The sequence below is a fragment of the Salinilacihabitans rarus genome, from assembly GCF_024296665.1.
Taxonomy (GTDB): Archaea; Halobacteriota; Halobacteria; order Halobacteriales; family Natrialbaceae; genus Salinilacihabitans; species Salinilacihabitans rarus.
In genome coordinates, this window is sequence record NZ_CP100762.1 from 2,853,206 (window position 1) to 2,877,643 (window position 24,438).

Annotated in this window: 26 protein-coding genes; 17 read left to right on the forward strand and 9 right to left on the reverse strand. The window is 70.1% G+C overall.

Going from position 1 to position 24,438, the window contains the following annotated elements; all coding sequences use genetic code 11:
* Positions 1-22 precede the first annotated feature (22 nt).
* Together lysS and pyrH are read right to left on the reverse strand one after the other, a co-directional pair.
* Positions 23-1,705: a lysine--tRNA ligase gene (gene lysS, locus NKG98_RS14990; RefSeq protein ID WP_254766779.1), complete on the reverse strand. Its 1,683-nt coding sequence runs from the start codon at positions 1,703-1,705 to the stop codon at positions 23-25.
* Positions 1,695-2,420: a UMP kinase gene (gene pyrH, locus NKG98_RS14995; protein ID WP_254766781.1), complete on the reverse strand. Its 726-nt coding sequence runs from the start codon at positions 2,418-2,420 to the stop codon at positions 1,695-1,697. Before pyrH ends, lysS begins: the two co-directional genes overlap by 11 nt.
* Positions 2,421-2,507: 87 nt before the next feature.
* On the opposite strand from pyrH, the gene NKG98_RS15000 reads away from it, so the two are divergent.
* The 3 genes from NKG98_RS15000 (at position 2,508) to NKG98_RS15010 (ending at position 5,095) form a co-directional block, all read left to right on the forward strand.
* Positions 2,508-3,338 carry a molybdopterin synthase gene (locus NKG98_RS15000; RefSeq protein ID WP_254766784.1) on the forward strand — a complete coding sequence of 277 codons (831 nt, stop codon included), beginning with the start codon at positions 2,508-2,510 and terminating at the stop codon, positions 3,336-3,338.
* A gap of 255 nt (positions 3,339-3,593) precedes the next feature.
* Positions 3,594-3,839: a DUF7123 family protein gene (locus NKG98_RS15005; protein WP_254766786.1), complete on the forward strand. Its 246-nt coding sequence runs from the start codon at positions 3,594-3,596 to the stop codon at positions 3,837-3,839.
* 134 nt (positions 3,840-3,973) lie between these two features.
* Positions 3,974-5,095 (forward strand): site-2 protease family protein, encoded by a 1,122-nt coding sequence (locus NKG98_RS15010; RefSeq protein ID WP_254766788.1) that lies wholly within the window; start codon positions 3,974-3,976, stop codon positions 5,093-5,095.
* A 3-nt stretch (positions 5,096-5,098) separates the two neighbouring features.
* Here the strand turns inward: NKG98_RS15010 and thiL are convergent, their stop codons facing one another.
* Positions 5,099-5,965, reverse strand: a complete 867-nt coding sequence (gene thiL / locus NKG98_RS15015) for a thiamine-phosphate kinase (protein WP_254766790.1) — start codon at positions 5,963-5,965, stop codon at positions 5,099-5,101.
* A 132-nt stretch (positions 5,966-6,097) separates the two neighbouring features.
* On the opposite strand from thiL, the gene NKG98_RS15020 reads away from it, so the two are divergent.
* The 9 genes from NKG98_RS15020 (at position 6,098) to hisS (ending at position 13,275) form a co-directional block, all read left to right on the forward strand.
* Complete coding sequence (locus NKG98_RS15020) at positions 6,098-7,102, forward strand: lysylphosphatidylglycerol synthase transmembrane domain-containing protein (protein ID WP_254766792.1); 1,005 nt, start codon at positions 6,098-6,100, stop codon at positions 7,100-7,102.
* 62 nt (positions 7,103-7,164) lie between these two features.
* Positions 7,165-7,620: a 30S ribosomal protein S19e gene (locus NKG98_RS15025; RefSeq protein WP_254766794.1), complete on the forward strand. Its 456-nt coding sequence runs from the start codon at positions 7,165-7,167 to the stop codon at positions 7,618-7,620.
* A gap of 105 nt (positions 7,621-7,725) precedes the next feature.
* Entirely contained in the window at positions 7,726-8,298 is a 573-nt protein-coding gene (locus tag NKG98_RS15030; RefSeq protein WP_254766796.1) for a helix-turn-helix transcriptional regulator, read from the forward strand.
* A 223-nt stretch (positions 8,299-8,521) separates the two neighbouring features.
* Entirely contained in the window at positions 8,522-8,860 is a 339-nt protein-coding gene (locus NKG98_RS15035) for an SHOCT domain-containing protein (RefSeq protein ID WP_254766798.1), read from the forward strand.
* 172 nt (positions 8,861-9,032) lie between these two features.
* Positions 9,033-9,752 (forward strand): DUF2270 domain-containing protein, encoded by a 720-nt coding sequence (locus NKG98_RS15040; protein WP_254766799.1) that lies wholly within the window; start codon positions 9,033-9,035, stop codon positions 9,750-9,752.
* A gap of 262 nt (positions 9,753-10,014) precedes the next feature.
* Entirely contained in the window at positions 10,015-10,368 is a 354-nt protein-coding gene (locus tag NKG98_RS15045; RefSeq protein WP_254766800.1) for a DNA-binding protein, read from the forward strand.
* Positions 10,368-10,964: a DUF7411 family protein gene (locus NKG98_RS15050; protein ID WP_254766801.1), complete on the forward strand. Its 597-nt coding sequence runs from the start codon at positions 10,368-10,370 to the stop codon at positions 10,962-10,964. The genes NKG98_RS15045 and NKG98_RS15050 overlap by 1 nt, the downstream gene beginning before the upstream one ends.
* A 68-nt stretch (positions 10,965-11,032) precedes the next feature.
* Positions 11,033-11,908 carry an EamA family transporter gene (locus tag NKG98_RS15055; protein ID WP_254766802.1) on the forward strand — a complete coding sequence of 292 codons (876 nt, stop codon included), beginning with the start codon at positions 11,033-11,035 and terminating at the stop codon, positions 11,906-11,908.
* A gap of 56 nt (positions 11,909-11,964) precedes the next feature.
* Positions 11,965-13,275, forward strand: coding sequence for a histidine--tRNA ligase (hisS, locus tag NKG98_RS15060; RefSeq protein WP_254766803.1), 1,311 nt, complete (start codon positions 11,965-11,967; stop codon positions 13,273-13,275).
* A gap of 10 nt (positions 13,276-13,285) precedes the next feature.
* Here hisS and NKG98_RS15065 read toward each other — a convergent pair whose 3' ends face one another.
* Entirely contained in the window at positions 13,286-13,489 is a 204-nt protein-coding gene (locus NKG98_RS15065) for a hypothetical protein (protein WP_254766804.1), read from the reverse strand.
* Between the two features lie 113 nt (positions 13,490-13,602).
* Between NKG98_RS15065 and NKG98_RS15070 the strand changes: the two genes are divergently transcribed.
* Positions 13,603-15,042 (forward strand): sulfatase family protein, encoded by a 1,440-nt coding sequence (locus tag NKG98_RS15070; RefSeq protein ID WP_254766805.1) that lies wholly within the window; start codon positions 13,603-13,605, stop codon positions 15,040-15,042.
* Positions 15,043-15,088: 46 nt separating this feature from the next.
* Here the strand turns inward: NKG98_RS15070 and NKG98_RS15075 are convergent, their stop codons facing one another.
* The 4 genes from NKG98_RS15075 to NKG98_RS15090 all read right to left on the reverse strand — a co-directional run bounded on the left by NKG98_RS15075 (position 15,089) and on the right by NKG98_RS15090 (position 18,491).
* Positions 15,089-15,580, reverse strand: coding sequence for a hypothetical protein (locus NKG98_RS15075; RefSeq protein WP_254766806.1), 492 nt, complete (start codon positions 15,578-15,580; stop codon positions 15,089-15,091).
* A gap of 224 nt (positions 15,581-15,804) precedes the next feature.
* On the reverse strand, positions 15,805-16,629 hold the full coding sequence (locus tag NKG98_RS15080; protein WP_254766807.1) for a helix-turn-helix transcriptional regulator: 825 nt from the start codon (positions 16,627-16,629) through the stop codon (positions 15,805-15,807).
* A gap of 66 nt (positions 16,630-16,695) precedes the next feature.
* Positions 16,696-16,869 (reverse strand): DUF1059 domain-containing protein, encoded by a 174-nt coding sequence (locus NKG98_RS15085; protein WP_254766808.1) that lies wholly within the window; start codon positions 16,867-16,869, stop codon positions 16,696-16,698.
* A gap of 113 nt (positions 16,870-16,982) precedes the next feature.
* Entirely contained in the window at positions 16,983-18,491 is a 1,509-nt protein-coding gene (locus NKG98_RS15090; RefSeq protein ID WP_254766810.1) for a sulfatase, read from the reverse strand.
* 125 nt (positions 18,492-18,616) lie between these two features.
* Between NKG98_RS15090 and truA the strand changes: the two genes are divergently transcribed.
* Positions 18,617-19,462 (forward strand): tRNA pseudouridine(38-40) synthase TruA, encoded by an 846-nt coding sequence (gene truA, locus NKG98_RS15095; RefSeq protein ID WP_254766812.1) that lies wholly within the window; start codon positions 18,617-18,619, stop codon positions 19,460-19,462.
* Between the two features lie 91 nt (positions 19,463-19,553).
* Positions 19,554-19,796: a hypothetical protein gene (locus NKG98_RS15100; RefSeq protein ID WP_254766814.1), complete on the forward strand. Its 243-nt coding sequence runs from the start codon at positions 19,554-19,556 to the stop codon at positions 19,794-19,796.
* Here NKG98_RS15100 and NKG98_RS15105 read toward each other — a convergent pair whose 3' ends face one another.
* Complete coding sequence (locus NKG98_RS15105; protein WP_254766816.1) at positions 19,797-21,152, reverse strand: M28 family metallopeptidase; 1,356 nt, start codon at positions 21,150-21,152, stop codon at positions 19,797-19,799.
* Positions 21,153-21,243: 91 nt separating this feature from the next.
* Here NKG98_RS15105 and pepF point away from each other — a divergent pair, with 91 nt between their 5' ends.
* A complete protein-coding gene (gene pepF / locus NKG98_RS15110; protein ID WP_254766818.1) occupies positions 21,244-23,037 on the forward strand; it encodes an oligoendopeptidase F in 1,794 nt (597 codons plus the stop codon).
* A gap of 132 nt (positions 23,038-23,169) precedes the next feature.
* Positions 23,170-24,405 carry a proteasome-activating nucleotidase Pan2 gene (pan2, locus tag NKG98_RS15115; protein ID WP_254766820.1) on the forward strand — a complete coding sequence of 412 codons (1,236 nt, stop codon included), beginning with the start codon at positions 23,170-23,172 and terminating at the stop codon, positions 24,403-24,405.
* Positions 24,406-24,438 lie beyond the last annotated feature (33 nt).

The window sequence follows — 24,438 nt, forward strand, 5'->3', positions numbered from 1 at the left end:
TCAAATGGCTTTTGTCTGTCCCTCAGCGCTCGCGGCGAAGCCTGTCGACGACGAACTCCCGGTCGACGTTCGCGAGGAACGGCCCCAGCTTCGGCCCCTGCTCCTCGTCGAAGAACAGGCGGTAGCCGGCGGCGAAAAAGTCGCCGACGGGGACGTCGTGACGTTTCGCGGTCTCGTAGATCTCGCCCTGGATCTCGTCGGGGCCGTGGCCCGCCGCGACGAAGTCGGCCAGTTCGTCGAGGGCGTCCTCGGTCGCCGCGTCGAACTCGTGGTCCGGCAGTTCCGAGCGCTTGAGTTCGTAGTCGAACTGGTTGCCCGTCCGGCGGGCCCACGTGCGGGCGCGTTCGACGCGTTCGAGGGCGTCCTCGATGGCCCACTCGGGGGCGTCCTCGGGAACGTGGCCCTCCCGGCGGGCGATCTTCTCGCGCAGGTCGGGGTCGTCGGTCATCCCCAGCACCGCGGCGAACGTGTACGGGAGGCGGAGCCGCTCTTCGCGGGGTTCCTCGACCACGAGCGGGTACACCCGCTCGGCGAACGCCCGCTCGTCCTCGCTCGCGTCGACCTCGCCGAAGTAGATCGCCTCGAACCGGTCGAACTCGTCGACCAGCAGGTCGAGGCGTTCGACGCTGAAGTCCCGGGCCTTCGAGGGGTCTTTCGCGAAGAAGTACCGCAGCACCTCGGGTTCGAGCAGTTCGAGGACGTCGGAGACGAGGATGACGTTGCCCGCCGAGGAGGAGAACGGTTCGCCGTCGAGGGTGAACCACTCGTAGACCATCGGCACCGGCGGTTCGATCCCGAGGACGTTCCGGGCGACGTCCTCGCCGCTGGGCCACGACCCCTCGGCGTGGTCCTTGCCGAACGGCTCGAAGTCGACGCCGAGTACCTGCCACTGGCCGGGCCACTCGAAGCGCCACGGCATCTTCCCCTCGCGGAGGGTGGCGGTCCCCTCGTGGCCACAGCCCTCGATGGTCCGGTCGCCGGCCTCCATGTCGGTACAGCGGTAGTCGACCGTGCCGACCTCGCCGGCGTCGAGGTCGACGCCGGTGACGGTCTCGGTCACCTTCCCGCACTCCTCGCAGATGGGGTTGAACGGGACGTAGTCGTCGTCGACCTTGTCCTGGTACTTCGAGAGCACCTCGCGGGCGTGCTCGCGGTTCCCGAGGACGTGGCGGGTCACCGCGTCGAGGTCGCCGGACTCGTAGAGGTCGGTCGTCGAGACGAGGTCGATCGGCACGTCGACGGCGTCGGCGCTGTCCTGGATGATCGTCGAGAAGTGCTCCCCGTAGGAGCCACAGCAGCCGAACGGGTCGGGGATGTCGGTGTAGGGCGCGCCGAGGTTCCGGCCGAGCGCGCCCGCGTCCACGTCACCGAGGTCGACGAGGTTCCCGTCGAGGTCACAGAGGGTGCGCGGAAGTTTGCGGAGGGGGTCGCGGTCGTCGGCCGTAAACACCTGCCGGACCTCGTGGCCGCGCTCGCGCAGCACCGCGGCGACGTAGTAGCCGCGCATGATCTCGTTGACGTTGCCGAGGTGGGGGACGCCCGAGGGGGAGATGCCGCCCTTGATGACGATGGGTTCGTCGGGGTCGCGGGCCTCGATCCGGTCTGCGACCTCGTCGGCCCAGAAGACGTGGTGTTCCTCGCCTCCCTCGCGCTCGCGCTGGAGGGTGTAGGGGCTCTCGGCGTCGGCGTCGTCCTCAGCGCTCATCGCTGGCCCAGTATGTCGGTTCCTCGCCCGCCCCCGCGGGGACGACGTCCGTGCCGTCGTGGTCGCCGTGGCGGACGGCGCGGGCGATCCGCTCGGGGTCGGTGCCGTCGAGGACGATGGTCCGCATCCCCGAGCGCTGGATGATCTTCGCCGCCAGCAGGTCGACGGGCGCCGAGGCGCCGGCGTTCATCTCGAGGCCGGCGATCACGTCGACCAGTTCGGCGGCGGTCAGTTCGTCGTACTTCGTCGCCTCGTCGTCCTCGTTCGGGTCGGCGCTGTAGACCCCGGGGACGCTCGTCGCGTACACCAGCAGGTCGGCGTCGACGTACTCGGCGAGGGCGGCGCCGACGGCGTCGGTCGTCTGGGCCGGGGCGACCCCGCCCATCACGCAGACGTCGCCCTGCCGGAGCGCCTCGCCGGCCTCCTCGTAGTCGAGCGCGGGCGCCCGGACGGACTCCTCGCCCAGCGCCGCGATCAGCAGGCGCGCGTTCAGCCGGGTGACGTCGATCCCTAGCTGGTCGAGTTCGATCTCGTTCGCTCCGAGGTCGCGGGCGGCGCCGATGTACTCGCGGGCGACGCCGCCGCCCCCGACGACGGCCCCCACTCGACACCCGTCCGCGACGAGGTCTTCGACGACGGCGGCGTGCTCGGCCACCCGGTCGGCGCCGGGTTCGGGCACGAGCACGCTCCCGCCGATAGAAACGACCACTTTCATACTATGGCCGAGTAACCGGGTTGCTCTCTTAAGGGTTGCCAACTGACCGGCGACAGCTACAAAGCCCGAGCGCGCTATCTCACCACCATGCACGTACTCGGGGTTCTCGACGGCGGGGCGGGCGCCGATCCGCTCGAACGGACCGTCGATCGACTGGTCGACGCGCTCTCGCGGCGCGGCCGCGTCGGCGTCGTCCGCTACGACGCGACCATCGCCGACGGGACGGCCGCGTTCGGGGAGTCCGCCGCCCGCGCGGGCGGGGACGTCACCTACGCCCTCGGCGCCGACGGCGACTGGTCCGCCTGCGGCACCGGCCTGTCCGTCGACGACGCGCTCGCGTCGCTGGCGACCGACTGCGCGTACGCCGTCGTCGTCGGCCTCTCGCCGCGCCGACACCCGTCGGTCGTCGTCGGCGACGAGGACGCGGCGGACGATGCGCTCGCGACGGTCGACTCGCCCGCGGATCTCGACGCCGAGGCGGTCGCCGACGCGCTCGACGCCCGCGACCCGTACGAGACGCTCGACTCGCTGGTCGCCCGCGTGAAGGCCGCGCCCGGCGCCGACCGCTCGGGTGCGATCGCGACGTTCACCGGCCGCGTCCGCGCGAAGGACGGCCCGGACGACCCGCGGACCGAGTCCCTCGAGTTCGAGAAGTACGACGGCGTCGCCGACGAACGACTGGCGGCGATCCGGGAGGACCTCGAGGCGCGCGAGGGCGTCCACGCCGTCGAACTCCACCACCGGACGGGCGTCGTCCGCGACGGCGAGGACATCGTCTTCGTCGTCGTGCTCGCGGGCCACCGCGAGGAGGCGTTTCGCACCGTCGAGGACGGGATCAACCGGCTGAAAGACGAGGTGCCGCTGTTCAAAAAGGAAGTGACAGTCGAAGAGGAGTTCTGGGTTCACGACCGCTCGTGAGCCGTTCGTTCTGTCCGCGTCCGTTCGAAATATAATCGGGCCGTGTCACGGAATGACACGCGATCCGGGGCCCGATCCGGCGAGCCGAGATAACGAATCTCAGGCGATTTTAAAACGTCTACGGCGATCTAAGACACTCGTAAAACATCGCGAAACGGGGCGCAAAACGTATTCGTTACGGCCCGATCCGCTGAACGCAACCGAAACGCCGCTAACCATCCCGCCTTTATAATCCATCTCCGCCGCTACGGTTCGATGTCGATGAGCACGACAGCCCACCCCTCCACGGACAGCAAGGAAAGCCGCCTGAAGCGATACCTGCACGAACGCGCGAAAGACGGTGAGCTCTACTTCAAGGGCAAGTTCATCGCCGACGACGTCGGCCTGTCCCCGAAGGAGATCGGCGCGCTCATGGTCAAACTCTCCGAGTCGTGCTCCGACCTCGAGATCGAGAAGTGGTCGTACACCAGCGCGACCACGTGGCGCGTCGAGCCGGCCTGAGGTTCCTGCGCCCTCCGTCGACGCACGAACCGCTCCGAACCGACCCGCCGACGGCTCCCCGCTCGGCCGACGCGCGATCACACGCGCGGATTCTCGGCAGTCGATTTATAGCCGGCGGCGCCGAATGACCGACGATGTACGACGTTGACCCGCCCGAGTCCGGCCCTTCGCTCGAGCGGATCGAGTCGGTCTTCGCCGTCTACGACGTCGAGACCGACGGCGACGAGCTTCGATACTACGGCGACCCGTTGCTCGACCCGGAGGCGGCGATGCGCGAACTCTGGCCAGCGTTTCGCGAGGCGGGCTACGAGGCCCAGCTCCGGCTTCGCCACGGCGAGTACGTCGTCGTCGCCGAACCGATCTCGATCGGCGTCGAGGGCGTCCCGTGGACGAACGTGATCCTCTTTCTCGCGACCGTCGGCTCGACGCTGTTCGCCGGCTCGCAGTGGTACTACATCGACCCGTTCGCGAACCCGACGGGGATGCTTCGGGCGTGGCCGTTCACCGTCGCCATCCTCACCGTGCTTGGCGTCCACGAGATGGGCCACTACGTCCTGAGCCGCTACCACCGGGTCGAGGCGTCGCTGCCGTACTTCCTGCCCGTCCCGACGCTGATCGGGACGATGGGGGCGGTGATCAAGATGAAAGGCCGGATGCCCGACCGCAAGGCGCTGTTCGACATCGGCGTCGCCGGCCCGCTGGCCGGCCTCGCGGCGACGGTCGTCGTCACCGTGATCGGCCTGCACCTGCCGCCGGTCCACGCGCCGCCCGAACTCGTCGACAGCACGAACACGATCGAGATCAGCCTCGGCTACCCGCCGCTGCTCGAACTGCTCGCGGCGGCGTTCGACCAGCCGCTGTACCGCGACGACCCGACGACGGTCGTCCACCCGGTCGTCATCGGCGGCTGGGTCGGGATGTTCGTCACGTTCCTCAACCTGCTGCCGGTCGGTCAACTCGACGGCGGCCACGTCCTCCGGGCGATGGCCGGCGAGTTCCAGGAGACCATCGCCGCGCTCGTCCCCGGCGCGCTGTTCGCGCTCGCCGCCTACCTCTACTACGTCAGCGGCTACAGCGGCAACTCGGTGTTCATCTGGGTGTTCTGGGGGCTGTTCGCCACCCTCATCGCGGCGGTCGGGCCGGCCCAGCCGGTCGACGACTCCCGGCTCGGCGTCGGCCGGTTCGTCGTCGGGGTCGTCACCTTCGCCCTCGGCGTGCTCTGTTTCATGCCGGTGCCTATCGCCGTCGTCAGCTGATCGTCAGTGCGTGTAGCCCCGATCCGGCAGGGGTTCGCCGTCGAGCGTGATCCCCTCGGCTTCCGCCTCGACCGTCCCGATTTCGGCGATCGGTACGTCCGCGTCCTCCCGGGCGGCGTCGAGGTCGGCCTCGCGAACGGTGACCACGAGTTCGAAGTCCTCGCCGAAGGTCATCGCCGTCTCCAGTGGCTCGTCGACGACCTCGCGTACCGTCTCGTCGACGGGGACCCGGTCGGCGTCGACGGCGAAGCCACAGCCCGAGGCCTCGGCGAGTTGGTGTAGCGAGCGCGCGAGGCCGTCGCTCGAATCCATCATCGCGGTCGCGTACGGCGCGAGCGCGCGGCCGGCGGCCACCCGCGGCTCGAAGCGGAAGAGGTCGTTCGCCCGGTCGGCGTCCCCGCGCTCGAAAAGCTGGAGGGCGGCGGCGCTCCGGCCGAGCGTCCCGGTGACGCAGACGACCTCGCCCGGCCGGGCGCCCTCGCGGTAGACGGGGTCGTCGGTCCGACCGATCGCGGTCGTCGCGACGGTGAACTCCTCGTGGGCGTCGAGGTCGCCGCCGACGTAGTCGGCGCCGACGCGCTCGCAGACGTCCCGGGCGCCCCGGACGAACGCGAGCAGTTCCTCGCGGTCGAACGCCGGGGCGGCGTAGGCGGCGACGGCGGCCGTCGCCTCGGCGCCCATCGCGGCGACGTCCGACAGCGACGCACCGACGGCCCGCCAGCCCGCGGCGTACCGCGTCGTGCCGGCGGGGAAGTCCGTCCGCTCGTGGAGCATGTCGGTCGTCACGACGAGGTCGTCGACGACGGCGGCGTCGTCGCCGGCCGCCTCGAGTTCCTCCGCGAGGGCCGCCAGCGCGTCGCGTTCGTCCATAGGGTCACGTTCGATGCGAAGCCGAAAAGGGACTCGGAAATCGGCCGGCCCCCGCGGGATCGACACTCCGGTGGCTTGAAGCGTCCGGTGGTCCTCCGAACCGATATGTCAGCGCCAGCGCGGCGGCGGTCGATGATCGCGGGGTTTGCGGGCGCGCTCATCGTGCTCGCGGTCCTGCTGTGGCTCGTCGGGGTCGGGGAGGTCGTCGCGACGCTCCGGCGCGCCGACGTCGACGTGCTGGCGCTGGTCGCGCTGGCCGCGCTCGGCTGGCTGCTCGCGTGGTCGCTCGCGCTCCGGACGGTCCTCGCCATCCTCGGCATCGACGTCAGCGTGAGGCAGGCGACGGCGGTGTTCGCGGCGACGGTCTTCGCGAACAACGTCACCCCGTTCGGCCAGGCCGGCGGCGAACCGGTGAGCGCCCTGCTGATCTCGTCGGTCGCCGACACCGAGTACGAGACCGGCCTCGCGACGATCGTCAGCCTCGACGCGCTCAAACTGTTGCCCCCGATCGGGTTCGGCCTGCTGGGGATCGCCTACTACGCGACGACGATCACCCTCTCCGAACGCCTCGAAACCGCCGCGGTGGCGCTCTGTGCGCTCGCGGTCGGCCTCCCCGCGGTCGGGCTGGCGCTGTGGCGCCGGCGCGACGGCGTCGCCTCGGGAACCGCCCGCGGCCTCGCGGCGGTGCTGGGCGGCCTCGGGCGCGTCATTCCGCGGTGGCGGCCGCCGACCGCCGCCGCGCTCGAACGCCGCGCCCGGGGGTTCGTCGGCGCGCTCGAACGGGTCGCCGGCGAGCCCCGCGCGGTCGCGTTCGCCCTCGCGTACGTCTCGCTGGGCTGGCTCGGGCTGATCGCCTCGCTGTGGCTGTCGCTGGCCGCGCTCGGCTTCGGCGACCCGCGGCTGCTCGCGGCGGCGTTCGTCGCGGTCCCGCTGGGAAGTGTCGCCTCCGCGACGCCGTTTCCCGGCGCGCTCGGTGGGATGGAGGCGGCGCTGGTCGTCCTGCTGACGCCGATCACGGGGCTGCCGGCGTCGGCGGTCGGCGCCGCGGTCCTCTGTCATCGGTTCGCCACCTACTGGCTGCCGACGCTGCTGGGCGGGGCGGCCGCGTTCGCGTTCGGCTCGACGGCGCGCTGGTGAGCGAGAGCGCCTTCAACCGGACAACGATGCTCTTAAATGGCGCCGAGGGGAACGAAACCCCAATGGCTACGATGTACGACGTTCCGGCGGACGCGCTCATCGACGCGCTCGCCGACGACCTCGCGGAGCGACTCGACGAACCAGACTGGGCCAAGTTCGCCAAGGCCGGCGCCGACCGCGAACTGCCCCCCGAGCAGGAGGACTTCTGGGCGGTCCGGGCCGCCAGCCTGCTCCGGAAGGTCGCCGACAACGGCCCCGTCGGCGTCGAGCGCCTCGCGACCGAGTACGGCGGCTCCAAGGGCGGCTCGAACCGCTACCGCGTCGCCCCCGACCGCCGCGCCGACGGCTCGCGCAGCGTGATCCGGACCATCCTCCAGCAACTCGAAGCGGAGGACCTCGTCGAGACCGCCGAGGGCGAGGGCCGCCGGATCACCCCCGAGGGACAGAGCCTGCTCGACGAGACCGCCGGCGAGGTCCTCGCGGAACTCGACCGCCCGGAACTCGAACGCTACGCGTAGAGCTATTCTCGCTCGTTTCGACGGCGATTCGTTCCGCAAGCGACGCGGCGGAACGGACCGGTCCGTAACGCTTGTATTCGCCCTACGACCACGTAGTTCAGGAACGTGACTCTCGTAACCCGGCGACGAGCGGACATCGCCGTCGGCGCCCTGATCGCGAGTATTCTGCTGGCTGGCGCCGTCAGTGCCGTACAACTGTCCCTGATGGACGGTTCGGCGATGGGGCAGATGGAGTCGGCGCCCCTGCTCCACTCCGTCGGGCCCTTTCTCGGCAGTCTCGTCGTCGCCAGTCTCGTCGGAGGCGTCTACGTCCTCGTCCGCGGGCAACTGATCCCGGACGCGTCGGATCGCGCGACGCAAACGACGGGTGATGCCGCCGAAGAATCCGCCGAAATCGACGCGACGGAGGGCGCGAACGCGGCCGATCCGTCGCCAGCCGACGCGGCCGCGAAGCCGCGGATTCTGGCGGTGCTCCCGGACGACGAGCGCCGAATCCTTGAACCCGTCGTCGAGTCGCCCGGCCTGACACAGAGCACGGTCGCCGACCGGTCGGGATTTTCCAGAAGCAAAGTCAGCCAGACCGTCACCGACCTCGAAGAGCGCGGCTTGCTGTATCGGGAGCCACAGGGGCGGACGTACCGCGTGTATCCCGCCGACGACCTCGACGAGCGCGCGTGAACCGCCGAATTCGCTTCGGACAAACGGTTACGGGAGAAATAAACGTTTAGGACGTCGTAGAACGCGTCTCGAACGGTCTCCTCGATGAATTCACGCCCTCCTTCATAACAGTCTCCCGTCCGTAGTGGCTCCCGTGGTGAACACCGATGCGATCAAACGCGACGATACGGCGGACGATTCGGCCGCCAGCAAGCACCCGGCGAGTCGGACGGGGGGAGCGACGATGACGAACGGCCGGTCCGCCCTCCGGACGTCGGTGCTCGTGCTCGCGGCCGTCGTGGCCATCCCGGTACTCGCGATGGCCCTCGGAGTGTCGACCATGGCGATCGGAGGCTGGGGTCACATGGCGGCCGGGACCGGCGCCTGGGGCGGAGCGATACCGGCGGTGCTCCCGCTTCTCGTGCTCGTCGGTCTCGGCTACGTCCTGTACGCCGGCCTGAACGAGGGGGACAGTCGGCGGACGGACGGCGCGCTCGAAGAACTCGAGGTCGCGTACGCTCGCGGGGAGTTGTCCGACGAGGAGTTCGAGCGTCGACGAGAACGACTGCGCGAGGGCGAGTAGCGCGCTTCGGCACGGGCGCCCATCCAATTCTGTGTGATGCGGTGAAAATTGCGTGACGTCAGCGGAATCTGGCGATATACGGAGCGCGCACTGTTCGACGTGCGCTACTACGTGGCACTCCTATCACACCATCACCATAACTGCTTATGGAGCGAGGAGATGTCTCCCCTCTATGGCCGATTCGGGTAACGACGAGTTCGACCCAACGGCACCGGACCAACGGGAGATCGGCCGCGAAATGGTCGACGACAGTACGGGACTCGGTCCGGTGATGGCCCACGCCTATCGCGGAGAGATAGACCGAGTGGGGACGTGGCGCCAGCGCCTCGACGAGACGACGACGTGGGCGGTGACGCTGATGGCAGCAATCCTGACGTGGGCGTTTTCGAGTACCGATAACCCACACTATATCTTGCTGATCGGGATCGTCGTCGTCACCGTCTTCCTGGGCATCGAAGCACGGCGGTACCGGGACTACGATGTCTTTCGCTCTCGTGCTCGAGTCATCCAAGAGAACCTGTTCGCAAACGCTCTCGATCCGTCCCAGGGCACTGAAAGTCACGACTGGCGAGCGGAACTGAGCAGGGACTATCGCAGGCCGACGCTGAAAGTCTCGTTCTACGAAGCACTCACGAACCGGCTCCGACGTGTGTACCTCGCTCTGCTCGGTGTCCTGCTGGTCGCGTGGGTCTTCAGGATTACAGCGTTCGCGCCGCGCCAGGACTGGCTGACAACCGCTGGAATCGTCCGTATCCCCGGGATCGTTGTGGTCGCCGTTGTAGGTGTGTTCTACGTCGTACTGCTGGGTGTCACCTTCTGGCCCCGCGAGCGCCATGCCAAGGGTGAATTCCGTGAAGGGGACCCGGACGACTGGAAAGAGACGGACCGATAACTCTGTTCTCCGCACTGACCGCGGCGGTCACGGCAGTTCGAGGTGGATAACCCGACCCTCGGGATCGGAGAGGAAGCCGCGCCGCCGAGTGAAATGCGATTCCGTTCTTCCGCGTACCGAAGACGCGCTACCGGGGCAGGTGAGATGCCCGCGTCTCGCGGCTCCGGCGAGCGAGTTCGCCGGACGGCGTCGTCGGTTCGCACGGCCGAACCGAAAACGGCGCTCCGTAATCATTTTCCCCTGCGCCGGACAACACGGATGCATGAGCGGCACACCGGACGACGACGATCTCGAGGAGCTCCGGCGCAAGAAGATGGAAGAGCTTCAGGAACGCGCCGAGACTCAGGGGGCCGACGAGGAGGCCCGCGAGGCCGCCCAGCAGCAGGCCGAAGCCCAGAAGCAGGCGCTGTTGCGCCAGTACCTCACCGACGAGGCCCGCAAGCGGCTCAACACGGTCAAGATGAGCAAGCCCGGTTTCGGCGAGCAGGTCGAACAGCAGGTCGTCGCGCTCGCGCGCAGCGGCCGCATCCGGGACAAGATCGACGACGAGAAGATGAAACAGCTGCTAAAGGAGCTACAGCCCGAGAAGAAACGCTTCGACATCCGGCGGCGCTGATGCGGCTCGGGCTGCTCTACAGCGGCGGCAAGGACTCGACGCTCGCGGCGCTGCTCCTCGACGAGTTCTACGACGTCACGCTGACGACGGCACACTTTGGCGTCACCGACGACTGGGAGCACGCCCGCGCGACCGCCGAGGCCGCCGGCTTCGCGTTCGAGCGTCTGCAACTCGACCCGGGCGTCGCGAACGAGGCCGTCGAGCGCATCCGCGAGGACGGCTTCCCGCGAAACGGCATCCAGCACGTCCACCAGCACGCCCTGGAGCGGGTCGCAGAGGAGGGTTACGACGCGGTCGCCGACGGCACCCGCCGGGACGACCGCGTCCCGACGGTCTCGCGGGCGCAGGCCCAGAGTCTCGAGGACCGACACGACCTCGACTACATCGCCCCGCTGTCGGGGTTCGGCCGGCGCGCGGTCGACCGGCTGGTCGAGGAGACCCTCGACGTGACCGTCGGCCCGAGCGAGGAGATCGCCCGCGCCGACTACGAGGCCGAACTGCGGGCGATCATCGCCGAGGAGGACGGCGAGGAGGCGGTCGCCGACCTCTTCCCCGACCACGAACAGACGCGCGTCAACCGGATCCACGAGGGCTGACGCCCGGGAGCGGCGGCCGGCGGGCGAATCGCGGGGTTCATGTCGCCCCGACGGAGTCCCGTAACTAGATGGACCCCGGACTCGGCTACTCGGTTCTCGCGGCGGTCGTCTGGGGGGTGTACCTGTTCGGGCTCAAGCAGTACTTCGAGGGGTATCCGGCGACGACCCTGTCGGTCTGCATCAACGCCTTCGCGATCGCCTTCTACCTCCCGGTGACGCTGCGGGCGCTCTCGGACGGTGCGGCGGCCTCGCTCTCGGATGCGGGGGCGACCCACGTCGGCGTCGTCGCGCTGACCGTCTGCGCGACGGCGGCGGCGTTCGTGCTCTTCCTGTACGCGATCGCCGACGGCGACGTCTCCTACGTCGCGCCGATCAACAAGGTCGTGCCGGCGTTCGTGTTGCCGATCGAGGTGCTCGTCCTCGGCCAACTGCTCGCGCCGCTGCAGGTGGTCGGCGTCCTCGTGGCGACGCTGGCGATCTACGTGGCGAACTACCGCGCCGGCGGCCTCCTCGACCCGTTCCGCCGGGCCGCCCGCTCGCGGCCCGCCCAACTCGCGTTGCTGTCGGCGGCGCTGTTTGCCGTCAGCGACGTCGGCAAGCGCGTGGCGCTGCAGGAACTGGCGATTCCCACGGCGCTGTGGGTACCGCTGTTGCTCGCGGGGGTGCTCGTCGTCTTGCTCCCGTCGGCCGTCCGCGAGCGCCCCGACGACCTGCGTGGCGACCTCCCGAAGTTCGCCGCCGCGGGCGCGGTCGTCGCGCTCGGCGAGCACACCACCACGGTCGCGTTCTCGCTGGTGCCCGCCAGCGTCGCCTCGCCGATCATCAACACGCAGGCGATCGTCGCGGTGTTGCTCGGGGGCGTGTTGCTGGGCGAGGAGCACTTTCGCGTCCGGATCGTCGCGGCGGTGCTGGCGGTCGCGGGCGTGACGCTCATCGCGCTGTGATCGCCGTCGAGACGCGAAAGACAGGTTTCAAGCGTCCGCTCCGCTAACCCGCTCGCATGTACGAGGGCATCAAGGGGTTTCGAGACTTCTACCCCGAGGAGATGCGGGCCTACCGCGAGACGATCGACGAGATCGAGGCGACGGCCCGCCGGTACGGCTTCCGCGAGATCGGAACGCCGGCGATGGAACGCGCGCAGATGTATGTCGACAAGAGCGGCGAGGAGATCGTCGAGGAACTCTATAGCTTCGAGGACCAGGGAGGACGGCACGTCGCGCTCACCCCCGAGTTGACGCCGACCGTCGCGCGGATGGTCGTCGCGAAACAGCAGGAACTGTCGAAGCCGATCAAGTGGTACTCGACGCGGCCGTTCTGGCGCTACGAGGAGCCTCAGCAGGGTCGGTTCCGCGAGTTCTACCAGACCAACGTCGATATCTTCGGGTCGAGCGACCCGTCCGCCGACGCCGAGATTCTGGCGGTCGCCGGCGACACGCTCACGAACCTCGGTCTGGAGCGCGAGGACTTCGAGTTCCGCGTCTCCCACCGCGACATCCTCGGCGGCCTGCTGGAGACCTTCGAGGGCGAGGTCGACACCCGCGAGGCGATCCGCGCGGTCGACAAGAGCGCGAAAGTCGAGCGCGCGGAGTACTACGACCTGCTGGCCGAGGCCGGCCTCTCGTACGATCAGGCCGAGCAGTTCGACGACCTGCTCGCCGTCGGCGAGGGGAACCTGGACGAACTGGTCGAGTTCGCCGGCACCGACCGCATCGAGGCGGCGGTGACGAACCTGCAGGAGGTGCTGTCGGCGGCCGAGGACTTCGGCGTCCGCCAGCACTGTACGCTCTCGCTGGAGACCGCGCGGGGGCTCGACTACTACACGGGCGTCGTCTTCGAGTGCTTCGACTCCGCGGGCGAGGTCTCGCGTGCGGTCTTCGGCGGCGGCCGCTACGACGACCTGATCGAGAGCTTCGGCGGCCAGCCGACGCCCGCGGTCGGCTTCGCGCCGGGCGTGATGAACTCGACGTTGCCGCTGTTGCTCCAGCGCGCCGGCGTCTGGCCCGAGGAGGCGCTGCGGACCGACTACTACGTCCTGCGGGTCGGCGACACCCGGCCGGTCGCCGCCCGGATCGCCCGCGACCTGCGCGAGCGGGGCCACGTCGTCGAAACCGACGTCGCCGGCCGGTCGTTCGGCGCACAGATGAACTACGCCGACTCGATCAACGCCGAGACGGTCGTCATCGTCGGCGAGCGCGACCTCGAAAACGACGAGGTGACGGTCAAGGACATGGAGTCGGGCGATCAGGTGCAGGTGCCCGTCGACGAGTTCCCCGGGGACCGCACGCGGCCGACGTACGACGACTTCGCCTGACGGCGGCCGCTCACCCGTCTTCGAGCAGGCCGACGATCGATCGGGTCCGGGGCCGGACCCGTCGCGGCGCGTCGCGACCGGCGCCCGTCCGTTCGATCGGCGCGTGACCGGTCTCGACGTGGTGTTCGATCATCGCGCGGTCGAGGTCGGTCCCGGTCCCGTCCTCGCCCGCTCGCGCCTCCCAGCCACACTCGCGGCAGTACGCTCGGCTCACGGTGGGACGTTTCGAGGCCGGCCCCTTAGCCGGTCGGCTCGATCTGGACAGCGTTGACGGTCGGCGCCGGCGCTGGGCGTAGCGTTAACTGCCGGGGTGGTGTACGTCGTCCGATGGCCGACAGCCGCCCCAACGTCCTGTTCGTTCTCACCGATCAGGAGCGCTACGACTACACGGCCCCCGACGGGCCGCCGGTCGAGACGCCGGCGTTCGACCGCCTCTCGCGGGCGGGGATGCGCTTCGAGCGGGCGGTCACGCCGATCGGCATCTGCACGAGCGCCCGCGCCTCCCTGCTGACCGGGCTGTGGCCCCACGCCCACGGGATGCTCAACAACGCCCACGAGGCGGACGCGATCCGGGCGAACCTCTCGACTGCCCTGCCGACGTTCTCCGGGCGACTCGCCGCGGCGGGCTACGACACCACCTACACCGGCAAGTGGCACGTCGGCCGCGACCAGACCCCCGAGACGTTCGGCTTCGAGTACCTCGGCGGCAGCGACAGACACCACGACGACATCGACGAGGCGTTCCGGGAGTACCGCCGCCAGCGGGGGACGCCGGTCGAGGAGACCGACCTCGACGACGAGATATACACCCACGGCGGCCCCGACGAGGGCGTGCTCGCCGCGGCGACGACGCCGGTCGACGTCGAGGACACCCGGGCGTACTTCCTCGCCGAGATGACCCTCGACGCGCTCGACGCGTACGCCGACGGCGACCGGGAGGGACCGTTCTTCCACCGGACGGACTTCTACGGCCCCCACCACCCCTACGTCGTCCCCGAGCCGTACGCCTCGATGTACGACCCCGACGAGATCGATCCCCCGGAGAGCTACGCCGAGACGTTCGACGGCAAGCCCGCGGTCCACGAGCAGTTCCTGCGTTACCGCGGCGTCGACGGCTTCGACTGGGAGACGTGGGCCGAGGTGATCGCGAAGTACCGGGGGTTCGTCTCGCTCATCGACGACCAGTTCGGCCGCGTCCTCTCGGGGCTCGACGACCGCGGACTCGCCGAGGAGACGGTCGTCGTCCACGCCGCCGACCACGGCGACTTCGTCGGGGGCCACCGCCAGTTCAACAAAGGTCCGCTGGCGTACGACGACACCTACCGGATCCCGCTGCAGGTGCGCTGGCCCGGCGAGGTCGACCCCGGGTCGACCTGCGAGGCGCCGGTCCACCTGCACGACCTCGCGCCGACGTTCCTCGAGATCGGCGGGGTGTCGGTCCCCGACTCGTTCCAGTCGCAGAGCCTCGTGGCGCTCCTCCGGGGCGAGGCCGCCGACCGCCGGGACTCGACGTTCTCCGAGTACCACGGCGACGAGTTCGGCCTCTACACCCAGCGGACGGTCCGCACTCGCGAGCACAAGTACGTCTACAACGGCCCCGACCGCGACGAACTGTACGACCTCGCGGCCGACCCCGCCGAGTTGCGGAACCTGATCGACCACCCCGACTACGCCGACGTCCGCCGCGAGATGCGCGAGCGACTCGTCGCGTGGTTAGACGAGACGGCGGACCCGAACCGGACGTGGGTGTCGAAGGCGCTCGGCTGAGGTCGCCGCGCTCGGCGACTCGAACCGACCTCGAACACCGCGTCGGCTACGGCGTTTGCATCCCCCGGTGGCTCAGGACGACCCCGATCACGAACGCGCCCGCCGCGAGGTAGATCGGCCCGAGGTGGGTCACCCAGTCGTGTTCGAACCCCCCGACCCAGTGCATCGGCAGGGCGATGGCCAGCCCGACGACCGCGGCGACGGTCGCGGTGGCCCACGCCCACCGCTGGCGCCGACGGACCCCGTACCACGAGAGCGCGGCGACCGCGATTCCCGTGGAGATGATGAACGCCGCCGTGGCGACGTGCAGGTGCCCGATGTAGAACGCGACTGTCGGATCCAGATCCGCCCGGGCCGCCCCGTCGAGGCTCGCGACCCCGAGTTCGAAGCCGCTCCCCGCGAAGTTCATCGCGAGGAAGACGATCCCGTAGCCGACGAAGCCGACGCCGGCGAGCGCCATCAGCACCGATCCGGTTCGAAGCTCCGCGTTGCGTTCGACCTGTCCTACCCGATCCGCGACCCCTTTCGTGACTCCCATGATATTCCCCGCCGGAGGCGACGCGCTCCACGTCCGTCCGCCACGCGGTGGCCGCCGGCCCCGGCGGGAGACGCTACGGGGACCCGGGTTAGGTAGCTATCCGGTGCCGGTTCGGCAGCCGCTGCCGTTCGGGCGGCCGGTGAACGGCGAGCACCGGCCGCCGCCCGGTCGCCGTGCCCGTGCGAGTCGTCCCCGTCCCGCGACGCCGCGTCCCGCCGACCACGTCACTCCGCGACCGATTCCGGCGCCAGCGGCCGCGCCTCGTCCCGGAACGACGCGTACGTCGCCGTCGCCCACTCGCGGGCCGCCGGCGCGTCGGTGTCGATCAACACCCGGACCGCCCCGCTGCCCTGATCGTAGCAACTGACGGCGATCCGGTCGTCGAAGAGCCCCAGCCCGTAGGGCGGCAACTCGTCGTGTAGCAGGACCGAGAGGTTGCCGCTCTCGAGGGGGGCGGCGCAGTGGTCCGGATACGTCGAGAGGATGTACCGCGCGACGCTCGGCGGGTCGACGATCTCCGTGTGCATCCCGTCGACGATGCGCCGACGGAGCACGTCCTTGCAGGGTTCGAGCAGGGCGACGTCGGACCCGACGAACCGGAACTCGTCCGTCTCGGCCAGCAGCAACAGGAACCGGTTCACCGGGCGGTACGGGGCGTCTGGCTCGGCGACGGTCACGACCGCGTCCGAACACATCTCGATCGTGAAGCCGCTTTCCTCGCCCGGGAGCCACTGCCAGACGCCGCGGAGCGCCCGCTCGGCCTCGATCCGGTCGATCAGCGCCTCCATCGCGGCCGCGACGAACGCTCCGGGCTGTGTCGCCCCGTATCGCGGCCCCTCCCTGCGAACCCAGTTGCGGTCCTCGAACTCGCGGAGCGTCCGTCGCACCGTCGACGACGAGACCCCGGTCAGATCCCCCAGTTCGGCCCGGCTCAGGGGCCCTGTGGCCAGCGCGACGAGCGTCGGGATGCGGTGTTCGGCTCGCGCGAGGTACGCGATGTCGTCGATCGGCGACCCCGCCGTGCTCGAACTCGTGGCTCGCAGAACCATGTTACTCGTACGCACACTGGGGGTATAGAACTATTCGGTGTCCGGGGCCGACGGCGCTCGTCGGCCCTAGACGGTCTCCATGTACTCCTGGCGGAGTTCGTCGTCCGTGTAGTCCTGTCCGTGCACCTCCCGCATGTGGCTTCGCGCCAGTTCGACGGCCTCAGTTTCGTCCTCCGACTGGACGATGAACCGGCAGTCGGCGGCTTCCTTCTCGCAGTCGAGTCTGTGTGCCTGTGTCATAACGGTCACCTCCTCGCAGGGGACGCTACGCGGTCCGGGAGTAGGTAGTTATCCGCTGCCGGTCCGGCAGGGGGTGCCGGTCGTGCAGCCGGTGGCGACCGGGCGCCGAGCGCCTAGAGGTACCCCAGGTCGGCGAGTCGCTCCTTCGTCGAGTTGCGCATCGAGACGCTCCCCGACGCGTCGGCCACTTCGACGCCCTCGAACCGCCGGTCGAGGCGCTCGCGGAGGTCGGCGGCGACGCGGAGTCGTTCGTCGGCGAGGTTCGTCTTCTCGTCGGGGTCGGTCGGGACGCGGTGGAGGCGCTCGAAGCCGTCGTCGCCGGTCACGTACTTGTACTCCGACGTGCGGATCGCCCGCAGCCGCCGGTCGAACGCGCGGACGCGGTCGGGCACCTCGCCGAACCGATCCTCGAGGATCTCGATCGACGGCTGGGGCGTGACGTACTCCGCGACGGCGGCGTCGCGGGGCTCGCCCGCGGCGCGCGGGTGCAGCGACCGGCCGTGGCTCTGCTCGCGCAACTCGGGGTCGTCGACGCCGGCGGCGTCGAGCAGCGTGTCGGGCAGGTCGAGCAACTGGACGAACGCCTCGCGGCGGCCGCCGCGGTCGAACGGGCCGCCGGCGATCACCAGCGGGACGTGCAACAGCGTGTCGTAGAGGTTGTACTGGTGGCCGAAGAAGCCGTGTTCGCCGACGTTCTCGCCGTGGTCGCCGCAGACGACGACGACGGTGTCCTCCCACTCGCCGGCCCGGACGAGCGCGGCCCGGAGCCGGGCGAGCTGGTCGTCGACGTAGGCCAACTCGCCGCTGTACAGCGCCCGCAGCAGTTCGAACTCGCGCTCGTCGAGGTCGTACTCGCCGACGTCGTAGGCCCGCGGGGCCTGCCGGATCGCCGTCGCCTCCTCGTAGTCCGTGCCGTCGGGGAGGAACCGCTCGGCGTGTTCGCGGGGCGGGCGGTACTCGACGTGAGGTTCGAGGTAGTTACAGAACAGGAAGAACGGGCGGTCGTCGTCGCGGTCGGCGAGCCATCCCTCGATCCACTCGGTCGTCCGGTCGGCGCCGTCGTCGCCCTGTGGCCGGACGAACTCGCTGTAGACGACGTTCGCGGCGTTGATCAGCGGGTTGCCCTCGAAGAGCCGATCCCTGGCGGCCCGCAGTTTCGCGCGGAGGTGTTTCGCGCGGATCACCCCGCCCATGTCGACCTCCGACTGGAGGTACTGCCACCCCCGCCGGAAGCGCTCGAAGCCGCGGTCGAAGCCGAACTCCTCGGTGATCCACGTGTTGTTCGAGACGCCGACGGTCTCGTAGCCCGCCGCCGAGAAGGCCTCGCTTACGGTTCGCAGGGAGTCGTCGAGGTAGGTGTGGCCGCCGTGGGCGCCGTGTTCGGAGGTGTAGGTGCCGGTGAACAGCGACGCGTGCGAGGGGAGCGTCCAGGGCGCCGTCGAGAACGCCCGGTCGAAGGCCGTCCCCTCCTCGGCGAGCGCGGACAGCGTCGGCATCGTCCGCTCGTCGACGCTTCGCGCCCGGGCGGTATCGAGGACGACCAGCGCCACGTTCGGGCCGTCCTCGATCCGATCGGTGGAGTGGCTGGGTGCATCGCCCCCGTTGTCCTCATGTCTCGCCATAGTACCCCCACCTCCGCCGGTCGTTCGGAAGGCCACCCCCCCGGCGAGCGCAGGGCGTTGAGGTTGCGCGACGCCGCTTTCGCGGACCGACGCGATTAACGCCCCCGCGGCCCTCGGTCGAACCGATGCCGACGCGCGCCTTCCGGATCGCCTACGACGGCCGGGACTACTACGGCTTCCAGCGCCAGCCGGACGTCCCCACCGTCGAGGACGCCGTCTTCGACGCCCTCCGGGCGCTCGGGGTCCTCCCGGCGGAGGCCGACCGGCCGGCCGGCTACGCCGCCGCCGGCCGGACCGACGCGGGCGTCTCCGCGCTGGCCCAGACCGTCGCGTTCGAGGCGCCCGACTGGCTCACCCCCCGGGCGCTGAACGCCGACCTCCCCGCCGACGTCCGGGCGTGGGCCGCGGCCGACGCGCCCGCCGGCTTCCACGCGACCCACGACGCGACCCGCCGGGAGTACACGTACTACCTGTACGCGCCGGCCGACGCCGCGCCGCCCGCCGTCGAGGACGCCGCGCCCGTCGACGACGACCGGTTCGCCGCCGCGCTCGACGCCCTCTCCGGTCCGCAGGACGTCGCCAATCTCACGCCCGACGACGACAACACCGAGCGAGCGCCGACGCTCTCGGCGAGCCGCGAGGGCGACTTCCTCGCCGTCACCGTCGCCGCGGGCGGCTTCTCGCGGGAACTCGTCCGCCGACTCGTCTCGCTCGCCCGCGACGTCGGCGCCGGCGTCGAGCCCCCCGAAAAGATCGACCGCGTCCTCGATCCGGAACCGCTGCCCGGGCACGAGGGGGTCGCCCCCGCCCCGCCGGAGCCGCTGGTGCTGACCGCCGTCGACTACCCCGACCTCGCGTTCGCGGTCGACGAGCGGGCCGCCGCCGGCGCCCGCGCGGTGTTCGACCGCCGGCGCATCGACCGTCTGACGGGCGCGCGCGTCTCGCGGCGCCTGCGCGACGGCGTTCGGTGAGCGATCCCGCCGAACGGTTCGATGAACGGGTTCACGCGCCGACGGGCGGCGGTGGGTGCGTTTTTTGTCGGCCGAACACACTGGTCGACGCATGGAACTCTCTCCCGAGGAGTACGGCGCCTACTGGGGGGCGGCGACGCGCGTCGCGGCCGGCGCGCTCGTGCTCTTCTTCGGCTACCGGTTCGCGGCGCCGTTGCTCGACCACCCCGAGGCGGGCGCGACGGTGCTCGGCGTCGTCCTGTTCGCCGGCATCGTCTTCGTCGGGTGCTTCCTCGGCGTGCTGGGGGTCGCTCGCGTCGTCAGAACCGCCGTGGACGCCGAGATGCGCCGCTGATCACTTCCACTTCGGCGGCCAGATCCCCGATGCTCGCATTCCGGGCTCGTAGGCCTGCTCCCGGAGCGCGTCCCGGAGGTCGTCGTCGTCGATCCGCGGGACGTCCGTCCGGGTCAGGTCGCGGACCAGCAACGCGGTCAGGACGGCGTGCTCGCGGAGGTTCCGCGGGTCGACCTTGTCGCGGGTGTCGGCCGCCGTGTGGCCCCAGCCGCGGCCGCGCTCGCCGCCGTCGGCGGGGTCGCTGTGCAACTGGAGGGCTGGGACGCCCGCACGCAGGAACGGCCAGTGGTCGCTGAACGGGTGCGGGTCGCGCTCGTGGACGACCGGCTGGCCGTAGCGGTCGGTCACGCGGTCGGCGAGCGACGCGAGTTCCGGGGCGGCGTGGCTGTACGCCTTCAGGCCGCGGAACCGGCCGGCGCCGTCGACGTTGACGACCGCGTGGACGGCGCCGAGGTCGAGGTCGTCGGCGAGCGCCTCGGCGCCCAGCAGGCCGACCTCCTCGCAGCCGACGGCCGCGATCCGCACCCGGCGGGCGAGGTCGTCCTCGATCCGCGCGAGCAGGCGGGCCGCGCCGAGGACCGTCGCGATCCCACAGCCGTTGTCGAGTGCCCCCTCCGCGACGTCGTGGGCGTCGTAGTGGGCGACGACGACGATTTCCTCATCCGTGTCGGGGCCCACGGTGCCGACGACGTTCCGACTCGTCCCGGCCTCGGTCGTCGCGTCGACGCGCAGGCGGGCCCGACCGCCGTCGCGGGCGTACTCGGAGAGCCAGTCGCCGGTCTCGGCGCTGACGCCGACGCCGGGCATCGCGGCCTCGCCGTCGAACGCGAGCGCGCCCGTCGGCGGCAACTGGCCGGGGACGTGGTTCGCGAAGACGAACGCCTCGGCGCCCGCGGCGACGGCGTGGCCGAACTTCTCCATCCGGTGGACGAACCGCCGGCCCGGCGGGGTCGTCGTGCTCGCGACCGCGATGCCGCCGCGCAGCGTTTCGCCGGCGGCTTCGATCTCCTCGGGGGTGCCGTAGCCGACGTCGACCAGCGGTCCCTCGACGTCGCCGGCCGGCGAGTACGGCAGCGCGATCGCCTCGAAGGACCGCTCGTCGGGCCCGACGACGGCGAACTCGCTCGTCCCGCGCTCCCAGTAGCGCATCGGGAACTCGTCGACGTCGACCTCCCGGAGGCCGGCGTCCGCGAAGGCGTCGCGGACGAGTTCGGCCGCCCGACGCTCGCCGGGCGAACCGCCCATCCGGTGGTCGAGGGCGGTCAGTTCCGTCAGCAGTTCCCACGGGGCGTCGTCGGCCCACGCGCGACCGATCGCGCGTTCGAGGGCGGGGTCGCGGTCGTCGGCGTCCGTCATGGCCCCCGTTTCTCCGGGCGGCGACAAAAGCCGTCGGGTCGTCGTTTCCGGGTTCGACACCCTTTACCACCCTCGTTTCGAAACGGGTGCCATGAGTTCCGTGCCGGAACGCTCCGAGGTCGACCGGGAGTACACCTGGGACCTCGAGAGCATCTACGCGAGCGACGAGGACTGGGAGGCGGCCTACGAGGCCACGGCCGAGCGGGTCGACGACCTCGCAGCGTACGAGGGGCGGACCGTCGAGGACGCCGCGACGCTGCTTGCGGTGCTCGAACTGCGCGACGACCTGATGCGGGAAGTGTCGACCGTCTTCGCCTACGCCCGGATGCGAAGCGACGAGGACACCCGCGATCAGGAGTATCAGGCGATGTCGGCGCGCGCGCAGTCGCTCGTCGCCGACGCGCAGTCGGCGGCCTCGTTCATCGAGCCCGAACTCCAGGAGCTGACCCGCGAGGAGTTCGCGGCGATGGTCGACGAGGAGCCGTCCCTCGAAACCTACGACCACTACGTCGACGACGTGTTGCGGATGAAACCACACACCCGCTCGGCGGAGGTCGAGGCGCTGCTGGCGGACCTCGGCGAGGTCACGGGCGCCACCGGCGAGGTCTACAACATGCTCTCGAACGCGGACATGGAGTTCCCGACCGTCGACGATTCGGACGGGGAGCCGGTCGAGATCACCCAGAGCAACTTCACGAACCTGCTGAAGCGGCCCGACCGCGCGTTCCGCCGGCGGGTCTACGGGGCCTACTTCGACGAGTGGGAGTCGGTGCGCAACACCGTCGCGACCTCCTACAAGAACAGCGTCAAGGCCGACGTGAAGCTGGCGCGGGCGCGCGACTACGACACCGCCCGCGAGGCGGCCCTCGACGGCCCCAACGTCCCCGTCGCGGTGTACGACACGCTCGTCGAGAGCGTCCGGGACAACCTCGGGAAACTCCACCGCCACGCCGACCTCAAGCGCGAGGCGCTGGGGGTCGACGAACTGCAGATGTGGGACCTCTACATGCCGCTGACCGGCGACGAGGGCCCCGAGATCGAGTACGACGAGGCGGCCGAACACGTCGTCGAGGCCGTCGCGCCGCTGGGCGAGGAGTACCAGTCCCGCGTCGCCGAGGGCCTCGACTCGCGCTGGGTCGACGTCTACGAGAACGCGGGCAAGCGCTCGGGGGCGTACTCCGGCGGGACGTACGACACCCAGCCGTTCATCCTGATGAACTATCAGGACGACGTCGCCTCGATGTACACGCTCGCACACGAACTCGGCCACTCGATGCACTCCGAACTGACGACGGAGACCCAGCCGTACGTCTACTCGGACTACGAGATCTTCGTCGCCGAGGTCGCGAGCACCGTCAACGAGGCGCTGCTGACGAACCACCTGCTCGACGCCGTCGACGACCCCGCGTTCCGCCGGGCCGTCCTCAACGAGTTCCTCGAACGCGTGCGCTCGACGCTGTACCGCCAGACGCTGTTCGCGGAGTTCGAACGCCGCACACACGAACTCGAGGAGAACGGCGAACCGCTGACGGCCGACCGGCTCGACGACCTCTACGGCGGGCTCAAAGAGGCGTACTACGAGCCCGCGGTCGTCGACGACCGGATCGCCCGCGAGTGGATGCGCATCCCGCACTTCTACCGGGCGTTCTACGTCTACCAGTACGCCACCGGCATCTCGGCGGCGCTGGCCATCGTCGACCGCATCGACGAGGACGGCGAGGCGGCCGCCGAGGAGTACCGCGCGTTCCTCCGGCGCGGTTCGCGGGAGTACCCGCTCGAACTGCTGCGGATCGCCGGCGTCGACATGAGCACCTCCGGGCCGGTCGACCGCGCGCTGGCGACCTACGGGGAGCGTCTGGACGAGATGGCGGCGCTGCTGGAGTGACGAGCGTCCCCGCGGGCTGACTCGGCGCCGGGTCGGCGGCGTTCACCGGACGACCTTGCCGCTGCCTGCACCGGAAACCGGCCGGGACCCAAAGGCACATTTATCCTCGGCATCTTACCCGTGCACGTCAGGATGTCTCGAAGCCCGTCTCTCCCCGATCGTCCCCGTCGCGAGATCGACCCGGATCTCCCGCCCGACGAACGGCTCGAGGCGCTGCGCGGCCACTTCGAAGAGCTCGTCGAAGTCAACGCCCAGCTGTCGGACCAACTCGACGCCGCCACCGAGCGACGCGAGCGCCTCAAGGAGAAAGTCGACCGCGTCGAACGTGAGAACGACGCCCTCAAGAGCTCCTCGCTGTACGTCGCGACCGTCGAGGACCTCTTCGAGGGGGAGAACGAAGCCATCGTCAAACAGCACGGCAACAACCAGGAGGTGCTGACGGAGCTCTCCCCGCGGATGGAAGAGCGCGTCGACCCCGGCGACCGCGTCGCGGTCGACGACTCCTTCGGCGTCCAGCGGCTCCTCGACGCCGAGACGGACGCCCGCGCCCAGACGATGGAGATCACCGAGCGCCCCGAGGTGAGCTACGCGGACATCGGCGGCATCGACGAGCAGATCAGGGAGGTCCGCGAGGCGGTCGAACAACCCCTCTCGGATCCCGCGGTGTTCGAGGAGGTCGGCATCGAGCCGCCGTCGGGCGTGTTGCTGCACGGGCCGCCGGGGACGGGCAAGACGATGCTGGCGAAGGCCGTCGCCAACCAGACCGACGCCACCTTCATCAAGATGGCCGGCTCCGAACTGGTGCGCAAGTTCATCGGGGAGGGGTCGCGGCTGGTCCGCGACCTGTTCGAGATGGCCCGCCAGCGCGAACCCGCCATCATCTTCATCGACGAGATCGACGCCATCGCGTCGACGCGCACCGAGTCGAAGACCTCCGGCGACGCCGAGGTCCAGCGGACGATGATGCAACTGCTCTCGGAGATGGACGGCTTCGAGGCCCGCGGGGAGATCCGGATCATCGCGGCGACGAACCGCTTCGACATGCTCGACCGCGCCATCTTGCGTCCGGGCCGGTTCGACCGCCTCATCGAGGTGCCCGAACCCGACCGCGACGGCCGCGAGCGGATCTTCGAGATCCACACCCGCGAGATGAACGTCGTCGACGACGTCGACTTCGACGGACTGGCCGACGCCACCGAGGGCTACTCCGGGGCCGAGATCGAGAGCGTGGCGACCGAGGCCGGCATGTTCGCCATCCGGAACGACCGCGACGAGGTGTGCCAGGAGGACTTCGAGGACGCGCTGAACAAGATCGAGAACGACGACACGACGGACGTGATCCCGTCGGAGAACTACTTCTTCCAGTAGCGACCGGGACGACGGGCGGGCGGTGTCCGACCC